At 64.5% G+C, this 16,728-nt stretch carries 18 protein-coding genes; 7 read left to right on the forward strand and 11 right to left on the reverse strand.

Annotated features, from left to right (window positions below; translation table 11 throughout):
• Positions 1-84: 84 nt before the first annotated feature.
• Positions 85-1,911 carry a caspase family protein gene (locus tag GPL20_RS27520; protein WP_157333531.1) on the reverse strand — a complete coding sequence of 609 codons (1,827 nt, stop codon included), beginning with the start codon at positions 1,909-1,911 and terminating at the stop codon, positions 85-87.
• A 310-nt stretch (positions 1,912-2,221) separates the two neighbouring features.
• Positions 2,222-2,929 (reverse strand): hypothetical protein, encoded by a 708-nt coding sequence (locus tag GPL20_RS27525; protein ID WP_157333533.1) that lies wholly within the window; start codon positions 2,927-2,929, stop codon positions 2,222-2,224.
• A gap of 221 nt (positions 2,930-3,150) precedes the next feature.
• On the opposite strand from GPL20_RS27525, the gene GPL20_RS27530 reads away from it, so the two are divergent.
• Complete coding sequence (locus GPL20_RS27530; RefSeq protein ID WP_157333535.1) at positions 3,151-3,480, forward strand: DUF6949 family protein; 330 nt, start codon at positions 3,151-3,153, stop codon at positions 3,478-3,480.
• Positions 3,481-3,577: 97 nt separating this feature from the next.
• Positions 3,578-4,108, forward strand: coding sequence for a gamma carbonic anhydrase family protein (locus tag GPL20_RS27535; RefSeq protein ID WP_157333537.1), 531 nt, complete (start codon positions 3,578-3,580; stop codon positions 4,106-4,108).
• A 2-nt stretch (positions 4,109-4,110) separates the two neighbouring features.
• Here GPL20_RS27535 and GPL20_RS39005 read toward each other — a convergent pair whose 3' ends face one another.
• Complete coding sequence (locus tag GPL20_RS39005) at positions 4,111-4,275, reverse strand: hypothetical protein (RefSeq protein WP_167533236.1); 165 nt, start codon at positions 4,273-4,275, stop codon at positions 4,111-4,113.
• Positions 4,276-4,368: 93 nt separating this feature from the next.
• Between GPL20_RS39005 and GPL20_RS27540 the strand changes: the two genes are divergently transcribed.
• Positions 4,369-4,713: a hypothetical protein gene (locus tag GPL20_RS27540; RefSeq protein ID WP_157333539.1), complete on the forward strand. Its 345-nt coding sequence runs from the start codon at positions 4,369-4,371 to the stop codon at positions 4,711-4,713.
• 103 nt (positions 4,714-4,816) lie between these two features.
• Positions 4,817-5,188, forward strand: coding sequence for a hypothetical protein (locus GPL20_RS27545; protein ID WP_157333541.1), 372 nt, complete (start codon positions 4,817-4,819; stop codon positions 5,186-5,188).
• Between the two features lie 184 nt (positions 5,189-5,372).
• Here the strand turns inward: GPL20_RS27545 and GPL20_RS27550 are convergent, their stop codons facing one another.
• The 7 genes from GPL20_RS27550 to GPL20_RS27580 all read right to left on the reverse strand — a co-directional run bounded on the left by GPL20_RS27550 (position 5,373) and on the right by GPL20_RS27580 (position 11,326).
• The gene (locus GPL20_RS27550) at positions 5,373-5,867 is read right to left on the reverse strand and encodes a hypothetical protein (RefSeq protein ID WP_157333543.1); all 495 of its coding nucleotides are present in this window, start codon (positions 5,865-5,867) and stop codon (positions 5,373-5,375) included.
• A 257-nt stretch (positions 5,868-6,124) separates the two neighbouring features.
• The gene (locus GPL20_RS27555) at positions 6,125-6,316 is read right to left on the reverse strand and encodes a hypothetical protein (RefSeq protein WP_157333545.1); all 192 of its coding nucleotides are present in this window, start codon (positions 6,314-6,316) and stop codon (positions 6,125-6,127) included.
• A gap of 116 nt (positions 6,317-6,432) precedes the next feature.
• Complete coding sequence (locus GPL20_RS27560; protein ID WP_157333585.1) at positions 6,433-7,164, reverse strand: aspartate/glutamate racemase family protein; 732 nt, start codon at positions 7,162-7,164, stop codon at positions 6,433-6,435.
• A 4-nt stretch (positions 7,165-7,168) separates the two neighbouring features.
• Positions 7,169-8,047, reverse strand: a complete 879-nt coding sequence (locus tag GPL20_RS27565; protein ID WP_157333548.1) for an ABC transporter permease — start codon at positions 8,045-8,047, stop codon at positions 7,169-7,171.
• A gap of 1 nt (position 8,048) precedes the next feature.
• Positions 8,049-9,002: an ABC transporter permease gene (locus tag GPL20_RS27570; protein ID WP_157333550.1), complete on the reverse strand. Its 954-nt coding sequence runs from the start codon at positions 9,000-9,002 to the stop codon at positions 8,049-8,051.
• A 5-nt stretch (positions 9,003-9,007) separates the two neighbouring features.
• A complete protein-coding gene (locus tag GPL20_RS27575; protein ID WP_167533237.1) occupies positions 9,008-10,297 on the reverse strand; it encodes an ABC transporter substrate-binding protein in 1,290 nt (429 codons plus the stop codon).
• A 42-nt stretch (positions 10,298-10,339) separates the two neighbouring features.
• Positions 10,340-11,326: an ABC transporter ATP-binding protein gene (locus tag GPL20_RS27580; RefSeq protein ID WP_157333554.1), complete on the reverse strand. Its 987-nt coding sequence runs from the start codon at positions 11,324-11,326 to the stop codon at positions 10,340-10,342.
• Positions 11,327-11,579: 253 nt separating this feature from the next.
• Here GPL20_RS27580 and GPL20_RS27585 point away from each other — a divergent pair, with 253 nt between their 5' ends.
• Positions 11,580-12,287, forward strand: a complete 708-nt coding sequence (locus GPL20_RS27585) for a GntR family transcriptional regulator (protein WP_157333556.1) — start codon at positions 11,580-11,582, stop codon at positions 12,285-12,287.
• Between the two features lie 6 nt (positions 12,288-12,293).
• Here the strand turns inward: GPL20_RS27585 and GPL20_RS27590 are convergent, their stop codons facing one another.
• A complete protein-coding gene (locus GPL20_RS27590; protein WP_157333558.1) occupies positions 12,294-12,503 on the reverse strand; it encodes a hypothetical protein in 210 nt (69 codons plus the stop codon).
• A 512-nt stretch (positions 12,504-13,015) separates the two neighbouring features.
• Between GPL20_RS27590 and GPL20_RS27595 the strand changes: the two genes are divergently transcribed.
• The gene (locus GPL20_RS27595; protein ID WP_167533238.1) at positions 13,016-14,329 is read left to right on the forward strand and encodes a metal-dependent hydrolase family protein; all 1,314 of its coding nucleotides are present in this window, start codon (positions 13,016-13,018) and stop codon (positions 14,327-14,329) included.
• Positions 14,330-14,774: 445 nt separating this feature from the next.
• Complete coding sequence (locus GPL20_RS27600; protein ID WP_157333562.1) at positions 14,775-16,532, forward strand: CYTH and CHAD domain-containing protein; 1,758 nt, start codon at positions 14,775-14,777, stop codon at positions 16,530-16,532.
• Positions 16,533-16,728 lie beyond the last annotated feature (196 nt).

Below are 16,728 nucleotides of genomic sequence, written 5' to 3' on the forward strand. Positions count from 1 at the left end.
CAGCCGAGAGCAACTCCATTTGCGTGACCATCGTCACAACGGCGTGCCACGATTGAAGAAGCCACGGCACGCGTGAGCTTGTCCTCAGTTGCAGACCTCGACGTTGCTCGAGCCTTTTTGCTCAAGCCGACAGCCGGAGCGAACGGGGCGACAACCCACTGTAGCGGCGCAATATATTTGCCCGCTCGTCTGAGGCTTCGCTGGTTTGGATTCGATCTGCTTCCGCTCCGCATCCCGCGTGTTGGCATCCTCGCGTCTCACAACCGGCTTCTTGTCTTGGATCTTCTCACACTCATTATCGTCATTGACGCGATAACCGGCGCGGCATGCGATCTTCACACATGCGTCGCCATCGGCCTTGAAGCCGTGATCGCACACCAGTGGGCAGACCCGGCCCGGCTTGGCCTTGATGGCGTCGAGCGCGTCGAGGTTCGCCTGCTTGGCGTCGAACTTCGTTCCCGCATATTTGTTGAACAGAGTCAGGGAGCGTTGCGATGACGCATTCCAGTCGCCATCGGCAGCGGTCGCCAGACAGCCGACGCGGCGCAGTTCGGACTGCACCAGCTTCGCCGTCTCTGCGGGGGACAGGGTGGGCTGTGATGAGGTCGGCGCAACGGCTGCAACTCTCTGTGCGCTGTCGGCCACTTGCTGTTTCTCGGTCGCCTGCTTCTCGGCGGCAGCCCTGTCGTTGGCCAGCTTGTCGGCCAGCGCCTTCTCGGCGGCCTGCTTGTCGGCGAGCGCCTTTGCCGCTGCGGCCTCGGCGTCCTTCCGCCGCTGCTCGGCCGCGGCCGCCTTGGCCTCCTCGATCTGCTTGGCCTTCTCCGCCGCGGCCTTGGCGTCTTCAGCGGCCTTGGCGGCCGCAGCCGCTTTCTCCTGTTCGGCTTTCTTGGCCCGTTCGGCCACGAGCCGGGACTTCTCGTCCTCGGCCTGCCTGGCCTTTTCCGCAGCGGTGGCGCGGGTTTCTTCGGCGCCGATCTTGTTCAGCTGGCCTTTGGCGAGATCGGCATAGAAGCCACTCGGAAAGCGATTGAGGAAGGCCGTCCATCCGTCACGCGTACCCAGCTGAAGCGCCAGTTCATAGTCGCGACGGATTTCGGCGTCGGGGTTGGCCTGCGGTCCGGCGACGACCGGCTTCGCTGCAACCAGCGGCACGTCATCGCCACCGAGCGAGCCGTACACATACGGCTCCTGCTTGTAACCGGTGGTCTTGAGGACGTCGTCGCGCACGAAGCCGAAGGCCTTGCGCAGATCGAGGCCCGGCATCGGCAGACGCTCGACCAGAGCGGTGGCAAACGGGCTGTTCTTGGCATCACCGTCCGAGGCGGTCGAGCCTGCCTTCGCGGCGAAGGCAACCATGGTGTTCGGGCTGGTCGGCTCGACCTTGGCCAGGCCGCGGCCGATGGCGCGCGAGGCAACCGTCCGCTTCATCGACTTGGCGAAGGGATTGTCGCGGCAGGCGTCCAGGATGACGAGGCGCAGTTGCTTGGCCGGCTCGATGGCAAACAGCACCCTGTCGAGCGGGAACGCCTCGTCGAGAACATCGGTATCGGTCTCCAACGCGGCATCGGTCGGGATCAGATAGTTGGTGCCGTCGAGCTCGATGCCGTGGCCGGCGTAGTAGATCACCGCGACATCGGCCTCGCGGGCCTTGCCGCCGAATTCGCGCAGCGCCTTGCGCATCTCGACCACGTTCAGGTCGAGCTTGACGTCGACCGTTTCGAACCCGGCCTTCCGGAACATGCCGCCGACCAGCGCGGCATCGTTCGCGGGGTTCGCGAGCCTCGCCACGTTCTTGTAGGCCGAGTTGCCCATGACGAGCGCGACGCGCTTCTCGGCCAGCGCAGAGCTGGTCCCAAGCCCAGTCGAAAGCCACGTCGCAAGAATCAATAAAACAAACAGCCGAAGCCGCATTCCAGCCCCCGAATGCAATAGCGTCAGATTATTCGCAGAATGACCAAGTGCAAATCTACGATCAGTGATGTCAGTCACACATCGGTGCGGGGCGATCCGGGCAATTCCGGTACCGGGTGGAAGATGCGCAACCGCATCCATTCAAATCGATCTCCCCCATGATGCCCATTGTGCCCCTGTTTTGCCCGACGGGTCAAGGTGTAATTCGAAAAATACGAAAATGCTCGATGCCGCCAATGCTTGGCTACTGTGCATGGGGTTGTTTTCGAAGTTTTTTATTTTGGAGGCCGCGGCAGGCAGAAGGCCGCGCTCAGCCCTTCGGCCCGCGCAGCTGCGCCGTCAGCCTGTCCATCGCCTCCGCCAGGTCGCGCCATTGCGACAGCCAGCTCCGCGGAAAGCGGAAGGTGAGGTCGGCGCCGCCGACGCGGCGCTCGGAGAGGCACATGCCGGGCGTCGCCGCATCGCGCGTGCAGCGCGCGGTCAGCGCGGGGCTTGCGGCGGAATAGAGGTCCTCGCTGCCGTAAGGGGTGTCGGCGCGGAACATCCGCATCGTCAGGCCTTCCTCGGGCTGGGTTGCGGCCTGGTCGAGATAGCGCGGATAGATCGTGGCTGTTCGCTGCTCGGGCGGGAGCGCATCGTGATGGGCCGCGATCGACAGGAAGATGCGGTCGATCGGCTGCATCGCCGCATCGACCGTCTCGGCGGTGACGTGCTTCGGAGCGCCCGGCGGCTCCAGCGAGGGATAGAGGAAGTCGAGGTCGAGGCGCTCCTGCGGCCCGGAGTGGCGCTGGATCTTCATCCGGATCGCGGATATCGGCAGGTTGAACAGCGTGCCGCCGACGCTCACCGGCAGCTTGTCCGGCGCGTTGGCGCCCCTCGTGGCCCAGGTCGGCCACAGCAGGTAGGCGACGAGCGCAACCGCGCTCACCGCGGCTGCGCTGCTGAGCAGGATCGGGACGAGATGCGCCCGAGTCTGCGTCCCGCGGGACCGGGGGGAGGTTGCCGAAAACACCGTCATGAAGCCGCACGCGTGAGGTCGAAGTCGGCCTGTGGCCGACGAATCAGCGCGAATATGCCACGCGACGGCCAATTCGCGCAGCGTTCCGCCAGTCGGGAACAGGAGAGGGCCCCTGCGTGGAGCGGCTGCCGTCGTTAACCTTCCCTTAAGGATAATGTAGCGTTAACCCGCACTCTTTGTCACAGGAAGGCTCTGGCGTTGCGTAAGGGCGGACCGTTCCGATGACACCTGAAGCTCTCAATACTTTCTTCGCGATCGGTATCGGCTTTGCGCTCGCGGGCGCGCTCGTGAACGGATACCAGGCGGTCGCGCAGCGGCCCGCCGGCTTCGGCCTGTTGCAGGACGGCGTGGCCCCGAAGACTTTCGCGGCGGTGCCGTTCCTGGTGTTCGCCGCGCCCTTCATCATCATGCGCAACACGCTGCGCGGTATGCGGGTGGAAAGCCGCCGCGTCGAGTTCGTGATGATGGCAACCCTCATCGCGGGCTTCTGGAGCATGATGAGCGGCACCTTCTTCCTGATGACGCTGCGCGCGGCCGGCGTGCTGGCCTGACCGCAGCCCTTGCGGGCCGCACGGCCCTTTGCGTCCAGTCCCTTTGCGTCCAAGCCATCGTTTCGCTATGCCAGGATCGTCCTGACAGGAGACCTCCATGGCGATCTACGAGCTCGACGGGCAGGCGCCCGATCTTCCCGCCGACGGCGATTATTTCATCGCGGAGACCGCCACCGTGATCGGCCGCGTGCGCCTGAAGGCCGGCGCCAGCGTCTGGTTCGGCGCGGTGCTGCGCGGCGACAATGAGTGGATCGAGATCGGCGAGGGCGCCAACGTGCAGGACGGCTCGACCTGCCACACCGATCTCGGCTTTCCGCTCGTGATCGGCAGGAACTGCACGGTCGGCCACAACGTCATCCTGCACGGCTGCACCATCGAGGAAGGCGCGCTCGTCGGCATGGGCGCGATCGTGATGAACGGCGCCAAGATCGGCCGCAACAGCATCGTCGGCGCCGGCTCGGTCATCACCGAGGGCAAGGAATTCCCCGAGCGCTCCCTGATCATCGGTTCCCCCGCGCGCGTCATCCGCACGCTCGATGACGCGCAGGTGCAGCGGATGGGGAGCGCGGCGAAGTTCTATGTCGCCAACGGCCCGCGCTTCAAGAAGGGCCTGAAGCGGATCGGCTGAGCTCAACTGCCATCGGACCCGCGCCCTTCGATCGCGCCTGCCACCTTCTCGTGGCCGGCGGCCCACAGCGCGTGCTCGTCGCTGCCGGCCGAATAGGGATTGGCTCCGGCCGGGATGTTGTCGCGCGCGGCGCGTTCGCCCTCTGCAAAAGGATCGCGATCGGTCATCGCGATTGGCCTCCTCGCTTTCAAGCTGATGTGACGGCCTTTGTTCCGGAACCGGCGTTCGCGGCAGCGGTTGACCGGCAAAGGAGAATTCCGATGGCCAGATCGTCCGCAACCGGTTCAATCAAGACCATGATCGTGATCGTCGCACTCGCGGCGATGCCGTCCGTCTCGTTTGCGCAAGCGACCGGCGGCTCTGCGGGATCGACCGGAGGTTCTGCGGCGGCAACCGGAGGCTCGGCCGGATCGACCGGAGGTGTCGCCAACTCTCCGGCTCCGCCGCCCGGCACCAACAGCCTGGGGACGGCCCAATCGTCCGGCGCGAATGCCGCTCCCGGGGTCACGACCGGCACCGGTGCAGGCGAGGCGGCTGATGCCACCGTCAACACCGAGAACCGGATGCTCGACAAGAAGATGAAGAGCATCTGTCGCGGCTGCTGATGCTCGCGCGGAAGTGAGACAGTGTGGCTGTCAGGAATGCCCAGGGGACGTTAGCTTGATCCTGTGTTGAAGCGTGGAGCGTGTCCACGCGGAGGATCGAGTGATGTTACGCAAGATGATGATGGCGGCCGTGGCTGTTGCGGCGGTCGGACTGTCAGCGCCGCAGGCGGCACAGGCGCGGGGCGGTTTCGGGGGCTTCCATGGTGGCGGCTTCCACGGTGGCGGTTGGCACGGCGGTGGCGGCTGGCATGGCCATTGGCATGGCGGAGGATTCTGGCCCGGTGTGGCCATCGGGGCGGGGCTCGCCGGCGCCGGCTATTACGGCGGCTATTACGGCTACGGCTCGCCCTATTACGGCGATCCCTATTATTATGGTACCGGCTACGACGATGGTTATGGCGGCTGCTACGTCGCGCGCAAGCGCGTCATGACGCCGGCAGGATGGCGCATCCGCCGCGTGGATGTTTGCGAATAGCCCCTTGGGCGCCGCGCCAAACCCCATAAAAAAACAAGGCCGTTGACGCAGTATACCGTCAACGACCTTGCCAGCCCCGGATATTGAAATCGGCTCACGCCATCCGGTGACGGCCACCATCGCGCGGAATCATACGGGCGAATGTGATCCAGTTCACAAGTGGCGAAAATAAACTGTGATCAGCTCAGCCGCGCGAGCGCTTGCGTGCGCTGGCATGGACGCGGTGTCGCGCCGGTTTCCTGCGGGTAACCGACGGAGTCTCGGCCTCTGTGGCCCGCGCACTGGCAAAGGACTGCCGCAAGCCGTCGATGGATTCGTTCAGCGCTGCGACCTGCTCGGACAGGCGCTTGGTGTCGGCCTGCTGCGACGCCATCAGCCGCTTCATCGTCAGGAGCTGGTCCTGCACGACTTGCAGCTGGTCGATCGATTCCTGCTGCGTTGCCTCCAGCCCCCTGGTCTTTTCGACGAGCTGCTCGGACGCCTGCGCCGTGCGGGCCTGGAGCTGCCGCGACGCCACCACCCGGTCGGTCTCGGGTATGGCACCGGTATAGGCGCGCCAGACCGCGATCGATGTCACGCCGGCGATCAGGAGGAGGAGGGCCGCGGCGGTCAGCGCGATGGGCTGGGCGCCGAGACGGGCGAAGGGACTGGACGGCGCATCCTGTGCGAGATCGATCATCGCGAACAAAACCCAAATGGAAACTTGGTGAGTGGCGAAGACCGGCCTCAGCGGCCGGGGCGTCCCGAAAACGTTACATTTCGGCAACGAATGGGACCAAAAAGAGGCCGCCTGCCGAAAAAGCGTCATTGATCCAGTCGCGAACGCTCCCGCATCCGGGACCGCGCCCGCGAAAAAGAAATCCCCGCCCACGCCGATCCGGCATGAACGGGGTATCTTCGTACGACGGCGACGGCCCGGCGGTCGCCGCAAATGCTTTACGGACGTGCGGCCTTCATCGAAGGCTGGATCGTCATGCGGTAGGCTATGTAGGCGCTGCCGTCGAAGGTCTCCAGGACCTCGTCACAGGCCGGACACCGGTACTCGCCCTTGTTCGCCGGCTGTGTCGCCAGCTCGAGCCGGCGAAAACCAGCCCCGCACGCCGCACACGTGACGTCGTTCTTCTTCATATGAGCCCCGTAAAACTACTGAAGCAGGCTCCTTAGCACGGCGCCGAGCGGAAGTCGGGTGGTTCATGACAGAAACATAAAATGTGATCGAAGTGACCGGCGCCGTCGGCCGCGGCTCACGGCTGAAATGGTGCGAACGGTCCCGAATAGGTCTTCGATCGCGGCACTGCGTAAGGTCCGAGCCGGGACGTCTTGAGCCCGAGCCGCACCAGCGCTTCCGCCAGCGTCACCGCCGCGGCGACGCCGTCGACCACCGGCAGGCCGTGCGTGGCTGCGAGCTCGGCGGCGAGATCGGCCATGCCGGCGCAGCCGAGCACGATGGCCTCTGCACGATCGTCACGGATGGCGGCGGTGATTTCCGCGGAGATCTTTGCGAGCGCCTCAGGATTGCGCTCCTCGAGCGCGAGCACGGGGACCTCGGCGGCGCGGACGCGGGCGCAACGCTCGGCGAGGCCGTACTTCGTGAGGTTATGCTCGATCGGCACGATGGAGACACCGAGCGTCGTCACCACGGCAAATCGCGCCGCGATCAGGCTCGCCATGTGGAAGCCGGCTTCGCCGATGCCGATCACCGGCGCTTTCGCGGCAGCGCGCGCGGCGTCGAGGCCGGTGTCGTCGAAGCAGGCGATGATATGCGCATCGGCGCCGTCGCGATCGGCCTCGCGGATGCAGCCGAGCATGCCGGGCACGGCGAAAGCTTCGTCGTAAAATCCCTCGATCGAGACCGGGCCCATCGCCGGCTGGCGTGCGTCGATCACGGTCGCGGGGAGGGCGACGCTGCGCGCAGCAGCGGCGATCTTCGCCGTCATCGACGCCGTGGTGTTGGGATTGACGACATGCAGCCGCATCGGATCAGACAAGCCCTTTACCGGCGTCCGAGCCCTTGGCCGCCTGCCGCTTGTTGAGCATGTGGATGGTGCCGAGCGCAAGCGTGATCACCGTGAACGAGACCGCCGAGATCACGGTGCCGAGCGCATAGATGTCGGGGTTCGTCACGGTGGTGGTGAGGCCCTGGAGATCGAGCGGCAACGTGTTCACCGCCCCGATGGCCTGGCTCGAGCGCGCGAGCTCGTCCCAGGACAGCGTGAAGCCGAACAAGCCGATGCCGATCACCGAGGGCAGGATGATCGGCAGCACGACATGACGGAAGGTCTGCCACGGCGTCGCCCCGAGATCGCGTGCGGCTTCCTCGAGCCTGGGGTCGAAGCGGTTGAAGATCGCGAACATGATGAGCAGGCCGAACGGCAGCGTCCAGGTCAGGTGCGCGCCGAGGCCGGAGGTGAGCAGGCCCATCGAGGTCTCGAAATTCTCGTTCCAGTGCGCCTTGATCAGATCGTCGATGATGCGGAATTCAAGCGAGATGCCGAGCGAGGTGATGATCGAGGGCACGATGAGGCTCGCGATCGCCGAGTAGAACAGAATGCTCTGCGCCTTGAACTTCCTGCGGAACGCCATGCCGGCGGCGACCGAGAGCACGACGGTGACAATCATCACGATGATGCCGAGCAGCAGCGAGCGGCGGAACGCCGCGCCGAGATCGACGATGCCGGTGCCCTGGAACAGTTTTGCGATCCAGAAGGTCGAGACGCCGTTCATCGGGAAGGTGAGGCCGCCCTGCGGCCCCTGGAACGACAGCACGTAGATCGCGATCATCGGGCCGTAGAGGAACAGCACATAGGCCGCGAAGAAGATCGCGAGCACGTAGAAGGAGCGTGGGCGTCCCTCCTTCATGCTAGAGCTCCTTCTTGATGTCGACGATGCGCGACATCATGGTGATGATCAGGAAGGTGATCGCGAGCAGGATCACGGCGTTGGCGGCGGCGGCCGGGAATTGCAGCGCGTTCACGCGCGTCTCGATGATCTTGCCGGCGGCGGCGATCTGCTGGCCGCCCATCACGCCGATGGTGATGAAATCGCCCATCACGATGGTGATGACGAAGATCGAGCCTATCACGATGCCGGGCTTGGCGAGCGGAATGATGACGTTGACCAGCGTCTGGAAGCCGGTGGCACCGGCATCATAGGCCGCCTCGATCAACGACTTGTCGATGCGCACCATCGAATTGAAGATCGGGACCACCATGAAGAAGGTGAAGAGGTGCACTAGCGCCAGCACCACGGAGAACTCGGAGAACAGCAGCCACTCGAGGGGATGGTTGATCAGCCCCGTCTTCACCAGGCCCGAGTTGACGAGGCCGTTGCGCCCGAGCAGCGGAATCCACGCGATCATGCGGATGACGTTGGAGGTCCAGAACGGGATCGTGCAGAGCAGTGACAATCCCATCTGCCAGGTCTTCGACTTGACGTGGAAGGCGAGGAAATAGGCGACCCAGAAGCCGATGAAGAGCGTGATGGCCCAGACCAGGAAGCACAGCTTGAGCGTCTTCAGATAGGTCTTGGCGATGGTGCAGAGCTCGGGGAGCTGCGCGATGCAGCCTTCGAACGTATCGGTGTAGCCGCGGCCTGAGAAGGCCGGCAGCAGCTGGTACTCGTTGTAATCCCAGAACGAGACGATGACGACGAACATCAGCGGGATGAGGAAGAAGGCGAGAAACACCAGCATCATCGGCCCGGCCTGGAGCCAGGAGATGAAGGAGGGCGACAGGCGCGTCACTTTCGCGACGCGCGCCGAGCCCGACCCCGGGATCAATCCCGGGGATGCCTGTTGCAGGACCTCTTCCGGCATGTCCGTTATGCCGCGATGAACTCGTTCCACTTGCGGACCATGTAGTCGTTTTCGTCCATCACGGCGTTCCAGCACGCGACGCCGCCCATGCGGTCCTCGTAGGAGCCGCCGTCGCGCACCGCGCCGGCCTTCTCCAGCAGCGAGCCATCGGGCGCCTTGATGTCCTTCTCGGCCGGCTTGCCTTCCATCCAGTACGCCCACTCGTAAGGCTCCATGTGCGCCTTCGCGGTGGAGAGCACGGCCGAATAGTAGCCCTGGCGATTGAGATAGGCGCCGGCATAGCCCGACAGGAACCAGTTCACGAACTCATAGGCCCACTCGAGCTTCGCGCCCGAGACACCCTTGGAGACGCAGAATCCCGAAGCCCAGGAGCGGTAGCCTTCCTTGAGCGGCTGGAAGGTACAGGGGATGCCCATCGAGCGCACCTTCGTCACCGCCGGCGACCACATCGACTGGATCACGGTTTCGCCCGACGCCATCAGGTTGACGCTCTCGTTGAAGTCCTTCCAGAAGGCGCGGAATTGACCGGCCTTCTTGGCCTCGGTCATCACCTTCATGGTGAGATCGATCTCTTCCTTGGTCATGTTGCCCTTGTCGGCATATTTGTACTTGCCGGAGGCTTCCACGACCATCGCGGCATCCATGATGCCGATCGAGGGGATGTTGAGGATAGAGGCCTTGCCCTTGAATTCGGGATTGAGCAGTTCGGCCCACGAGCTGATGGGACGCTTGATCAGGTCGGGGCGGATGCCCAGCGTGTCGGCGTTGTAGACGGTCGGGATCAGCGTCACGAACTCGGTCGCCGACGTCGCGAACTTCTTGGAATCTTTGCCTTCGAGATAGAGCACCTTCCAGGGCGCGGTGCCCTGGTTGCCGATCTTCTTGCCGCCGGGCGTCTCGCCCTTGGTGAAGACGGGCGTGATGTTGTCGAATTCCTTGATCTTCCTGGCGTCGAGGGCAAGGATGTTGCCCGAGGGCACCAGCTTCTTCAGCGAGAAATATTCGGTGTCCAGCACGTCGAAGGAGTTCGGCTGGGTCATCACGCGCTTGGTGACGTCGTCGGTGGTCGCGGTGATGTATTCGATCTTGATGCCGGTGTCCTTGAGACATTGCTTGGAGATGTCGTCACCCTCGTTCACGGCGGTGCCGAGATAGCGCAGCACCTTCGCATCGGCCGACTTCACATAGGGAAAGCCGGTGATGGCGCCGGAGCCGGCGGCAAGGCCGGCGAAACCCGCGGTACCCTTGAGCAGCGTGCGGCGGCTGAGGCCGTTCTTTCTGGTCGTCTCGGTCATATCAGTCACTCCTCTGTTGCGCATTCCAGTGATTGATCGGCGCTATTGCAGGCGTTGCGCCTTGGCGGGGTCCCAGGTGGCCAGCACGCGATCGCCCGGACGGAACGGGTGGACGTCGAAGGTGGCCTCGGGAACGTGGGAGAACAGGGCGGTGCCGTCGTCGAGCGTGAGCGAGACCGCGACGTAGGAGCCCTGATACTCGGTCTGGGTTAGCAGCGCCGGCGCGCCGAACGCGCCGTCGGCGAACGGCACGATGCCGAGCTGATCGGCGCGCACGGCGATCAGTTTGCCGGCGTCGCTGAGCACGTTGTGGCCACCGATGAAGCGCGCCACGAATTCGGTGCGGGGGTGATGGAAGATGTCGCGGGCCGAGCCTTGCTGCTCGATCCTGCCGTGATTCATCACCACGATGTGGTCGGCGAGCGCCATCGCCTCTTCCTGGCCGTGGGTGACCTGGATGAAGCTGATGCCGAGCTCACGCTGGAGCCGCTTCAGCTCGCCGCGCATCTTGACGCGCAGGAACGGATCGAGCGCGGAGAGCGGTTCGTCGAGCAGGAGGATCTGCGGCTCGGTGATCAGCGCGCGGGCGAGGGCGACGCGCTGCTGCTGGCCGCCGGAGAGCTGTGCCGGGAGCCGGCCCGCATATTGGCTCATCGCCACCAGTTCGAGCAGCTCGCCGGCACGCTTGTGTCGCGTGGCCCGATCGATGCCGCGCATCTTCAGGGCGAACGCGACATTATCGATGACCATCAGGTGCGGAAACAGCGCGTAGGACTGGAACATCATGGCCGTGCCGCGCTTGGCAGGCTCGAGGTCGGTGACGTTCTGCGCGCCGAGGATGATGTCGCCCGCGCTGACCGCCTCATGGCCCGCGATCATGCGCAAGGTCGAGGTCTTGCCGCAGCCGGAGGGGCCAAGCAGGCAGCAATAGGTGCCGGCCGGGATCTTCAGGTTGACATCGTCGACCGCCAGCGTGGTGTCGTAGCGCTTGGTGACGGCGACCAGTTCGAGAGCGGCGGGAGTGGCCATGACATGTCCGAGGAGGGGGCGATGCTCCGCCTCTCTCCGCAAGGTCCGTGCCAACAGCTCCTGTTCGGCCAATTTTCAAAACTGTGTAGCGCAGTCAGATCGTTAGCTCGATTCCGGGGGGTTTGGCTGCCCGCCGCATGTTCAGCCGTCTGCACACAAAACGGGCGAAGATTGTATAAAGTTTCGCCTGTGATTGGATACAGCTCGTCGTCTAACATTCGAGGCCGAACGTCGCCGATCGAGCCTCACATCCATGGCCGCCAAGTCCCGCCCGAAATCCGACGCGCCAGATGCGAGCGATCGCGTCAGCCGCATCCGGGAGGGCGTGACCGCCGCGATCCTCGAACATCGCCTGCTGCCCGGCACGAAGCTCGGCGAGGACGAGATCGGCGAGATCTATGGCGCGAGCCGCACGCTGGTCCGCACCGCGCTTCAGCAACTCGCCCATGAAGGCATCGTCAACATCGAGAAGAACCGCGGCGCGTTCGTCGCGCGACCGACGCCTGCGGACGCCCGCGAGGTGTTCGAGGCGCGCCGCCTGATCGAGCCGACCATCGTCGATCACGCGATCGATGCGGCGTCGCCGGCCTGGATCGATCGCCTCCAGCAGCATCTCGCTGAAGAGCGCGAGGCGGAATTGCGCGGTGATGCACGCGCCTCGGTGCGGCTCTCCGGCGAGTTTCACCGCCTCGTCGCCGAGATGAGTGGGCACAGCATCTATCTGGGCTTTCTGAAGGAGTTGATCGCGCGCTCCTCGCTGATCATCCTGCTCTACCGCCGCCACGACACGCCGGCCTGCGGCACCGACCATCACGCCGGCATTGTTGCTGCGATCCGCAAGTGCGACAGAGAGGCTGCGCGCGCGCAGATGCTGTCGCATCTGACCGAGATCGAGGCCGAGCTGTTCCTGAAAGATCCCGCCGCCGACGAGCTGCGGCTCGCGGATGTGCTCGGCGCCTGAGCTTGCCTAGGTCAGCGGCGGTCCCTGGTTTCGCCTGACGATCTTCAGCACGAGCAGCGCGGCACCGAGCGTAAGGAACAGTGCGCCAAAGATCATCGTAACGGTGGATTCGAACGTCACGCCGACGCCGGTCAGCAGGCATCCGATGATGATTGCGAAGAGTCCGCCAAGTTTCTTGGCCAGCAGAACGTGTCCGTCACTCGCTTGTGCCATCATGTCACGCCTCGTTCACATGATGTCGGGTCTGCCTTGAGGCTTCCTCCTGCCCATGATCCTCTGTGGCGCAGCCCGCGCGGATCGTACTGCAGTACAGGGCAGCTACAATCCTGCGTTGATCAAGATTGCGAGCAGTTACCCGTCTTTGAATAGAGTTCGATGCATGCGAGACAGCATCGCTTACGCATCTGCGGGAGCGTTCCGTGCGATGCGCGCTCGTTGCGTCCGGAGATGGGGCCGTATGGCAGGGCTGCGAAATCATCTCACGGTTGCAAATTGACTCTGCCTGGTCGACGGAATCAATTGACGTGCAGGGCGTCGAGTTCCGGATCGAAGCCGACAACGTTGAACCCGTTCTGCGGAGTGGTGCCATGGCGCGACCTCTGGCTGGCGAACGAGAGACGGCGGATTTTTCGACACAAGACTTGTCGACACAAGGCTTGTCGACACAAGGCTTGGCGTGGCGGGGATTGGATAGGCGCTGGCCGCGGGCACTCTTGCGAGCCGCCACGATGCTTGGTCTTGCCGGCGCGGTTCTCGGCCTTCCGTCACCGGCATCGGCGCAGCGCGATGCCGGTGTCCTGTTCCGCGGCGTCCGGATCTTCGACGGCAAATCCAGTACGATCTCCGGGCCGTCCAATGTCCTGGTCAAGAATGGGGTCATCGAGAAGATATCGACCGGCGACATGACTGCCACCGGTCAGGTCATCGACGGCGTCGGCCGCGTGCTGATGCCCGGGCTGATCGACGCACATTGGCACGCGATGCTGGTGCGCCCGACGCCGATGGCCGTGCTTGCCGGTGATATCGGCTACATCAATCTGCTCGCAGCGGCCGAGGCAACCGCGACGCTGATGCGCGGCTTCACCACCGTGCGCGACATGGGCGGTCCCTCGTTCGGACTGAAGCAGGCCATCGACGAGGGGCTCGTTGCCGGGCCTCGCATCTATCCGTCCGGCGCCATGATCACCATCACCGGCGGCCACGGCGATTTCCGGCAACTCGCCGATCTGCCGCGCACGATCGGCGGCATGCTCAGCCGCATGGAGCGGGTCGGCGGCAGCATGGTCGCCGACAGTCCCGACGAGGTCCGTGTGCGGGCGCGCGAGCAACTCATGCAGGGGGCCTCGCTGGTCAAGCTCACGGCGGGCGGCGGTGTCGCGTCGCCCTTCAGTCCGCTCGATGTCTCGACCTTCACCGAGCCCGAGCTCCGCGCGGCGGTCGAAGCGGCCGACAATTGGGGCACCTATGTCGCAACCCACGCCTACACGCCGGTTGCGATCCAGCGCTCGGTCGCAGCCGGCGTCAGATGTATCGAGCACGGTCACCTCATGGACGAGGCGAGCGCGCGACTGATGGCGGAGAAAGGGATCTGGCTCAGCACGCAGCCGTTCCTTGATCTCGCCGGCGCGGCCGCACTAGGGCCTTCCGAGCAGGACAAGATGCGGCAGGTGGTCGCCGGCACGGACCGCGTCTATGCGCTGGCCAAAAAGTACGGCATCAAGACCGCGTTCGGTACCGACGTCCTGTTCTCGAAGGCGCTGGCGGACAGGCAAGGTGCGATGCTGGCCGCGCTCACGCGCTGGTACACGCCGGCCGAAGCGTTGACCATGGCGACGTCGGCCAATGCGGAACTGCTGCGACTCTCCGGCGCGCGAAATCCCTATCCCGGCAAGCTTGGCGTCGTGGAGGAGGGCGCGCTCGCCGATCTGCTGCTGGTCAACGGTAATCCGCTCGACGACATCAGGCTCATCGAAGATCCCGAGAAGAACTTTGTGGTGATCATGAAGGACGGCAGGATCCACAAGAACAGCCTCGCGCACTGACGCACCTCTGCGTGGGCGCCTGCAAGATTAGACCGCTTCTAGTCCCGTTCCTCCGCAACCGGTTTCTTGCGCTGCGGATCGGACTCGGTCTCCGGAACCACGGCAGGCCTCGCGGGGCTTGTCACAATCTCGGGCCTGTCATCGGAGGCGTGACTTCTAAGCGTCTCCAGAACCAGAAAGAATTTCTCGGCTAGCATGAGTGAGGCTCACTGACGCGTTCATCTCGGTTTCGAACAACGCGAGATTCGCCGCCAATTCGATCACTTACTGGACGCGGCGACAATTTAATTCGTAACGCGCAGCCGATTTATGACAGTCCTCGTCGATATCTGGCGCCAGCATTGTCGTGTGGACGATGGTGCATTGCGAGGCAACGTTGCTATTCCTTGCGGACCGTCTCGGCTATATGCTGGCGCTCTGTCATCGAACTGTCATGTCACCGGAAATGCTAAAATCAGACGCTACGCCGGCTCGCAAAACTGCGAGTGCGCCGGACGGGAATCCTGTCCCAAAGGACAACAAGAGAACGCAAGTCGTCGCCGGTTTCCTCAGGCAAATTGAGCCGGCCGGGCCCGGCGCGGAACCTGAGATCGACGAGGGCGCTGTGATCGATCAGACGCCGTCGCAAGACACGACGCCTGCACCGGAGCCGGCCCAGTCGAACGCTGCTGCGCGGCCTGTGGGCGAGATCGAGCTCAAGCTTCTCGTCGACGCCGACCGCATGGCGCATTTCAACGCCGCGCCGATCATCGCGGCGCATGCGCGCAACAAGGGCACACGCAAGCATCTCAAGTCCGTCTATTACGACACGCCGGAACGGATGCTTCGGCGCAATGGCCTGAGCTTGCGGGTTCGCCAGAGCGGCGCGCGTTTCGTGCAGACCGTGAAGACCGACGCTGCGGATGATCCGCTGCGCCGCGGCGAGTGGGAGGCAAGCGTCCGCTCGCTCGCGCCCGATCTCGCTTTGGCGATGCCCTTCGTTCCGGAGAAGCTTCGCAGCGATCTCGAAGCGCAGCCGCTCGAAGCGGTCTTCACCGCCGACATCCATCGCCACGCGCGGATCGTCGATCTGCCGTCCGGAACGGTCGAGGTCGCCTTCGACCAGGGCGAGCTGACGGCAGGCGACCGGTCGATGCCGGTGAGCGAGATCGAGCTGGAGCTCAAGGGCGGCAGCGCGAGCACGATCTACGAGGTCGCGCTGCGGCTGGCGGAGCATGGGGCGGTGAAGCCGTCGATCCGCACCAAGTCGGCGCGCGGCTTCGATCTTGCCGCCGGCAATCCGCCTTCGGCACGACGGCCGCGAAAATTTCGCCTCGATCCTTCGGTGACGCTCGACGAGGCCTTCGCGACCATTCTGCGCTCCTGCTTTTTCCATCTGCTCCAGTCGCTGCCGGCGGCCGAGGACGGCCGCAATCCGGAGGGCGTGCATCAGCTTCGCGTCTCGCTGCGCCGCCTCCGGTCGGCGCTCGATCTGATGCGGTCGGTCGGCGCGCTCAGCAATCTCGACGCGCTGCGCTCGGAAGCAAAATGGCTGGCGCAAGACCTCTCCGCGGCCCGCGACTGGGACGTGTTCCAGCTCGAGACCTTGCCGACCATCGCAAAGGCCTGTCCTTCGGTCGCCGGCTTCGATGCGCTGGGCCTGGCTGCGGCCAAGCGCCAGTCGGATGCCTATCGCAAGGCGCATCGTGCGCTCGCCGATCGCCGTTGTGCCGTCTTCCTGATCAGCCTCGGCAACTGGATCGAGACGCGGGGCTGGCGCAGCGATGTCGCTGCCGAAGATCTCGGCCGGCTCGCCGAGCCCGCCGTCAGCTTCGCGCAGCGCATCTTGTCGGCGCAGCATGCGAAGGTGCTCAAGCGCGGCCGCCGCTTCAAGTCGCTTTCCGCCGAACAGGTGCATCGGGTGCGGCTCGCGACCAAACGGCTGCGCTATCTCAGCGAGTTCCTGCTGCCGCTCTTTGCCGATCGCAAGTGTGCGAGAAAATTCTCGCGCAGGCTCGCGGGTCTTCAGGAGGACCTCGGTGCCTTCAACGACATGGCGGTCACGGCATCGCTGCTCGATGGGCTCGGCGCCGAGCCCGACAGCGCCATCGCCGCCGCGGCAATCGCCGGCTGGCAGGCGCGCGCCTCGGTCGGCGTGCAGCCGTCGCTGCAAGGCACATGGCGCGATTTCACCGCCGCGCGCGTGCCGTGGTCGCAGGCCTAAAGCATGATCCGGAAAAGTGCGAAGCGGTTTTCCGAAAAGATCATGCTCAAACAACAACCTAAAGCGCGATGACGATTCATCCCAATTTCATCGCGCTTTAGCAGGACCGATCGCGCTCACACCCAAAAAAGTTGCGGCCAGCCATTGGGGGATGGCTGGCCGCGCGCGAACCGGTCTGGGACGGGGAGGGGTGGGG

The organism is Bradyrhizobium cajani (assembly GCF_009759665.1).
Classification (GTDB): domain Bacteria; phylum Pseudomonadota; class Alphaproteobacteria; order Rhizobiales; family Xanthobacteraceae; genus Bradyrhizobium; species Bradyrhizobium cajani.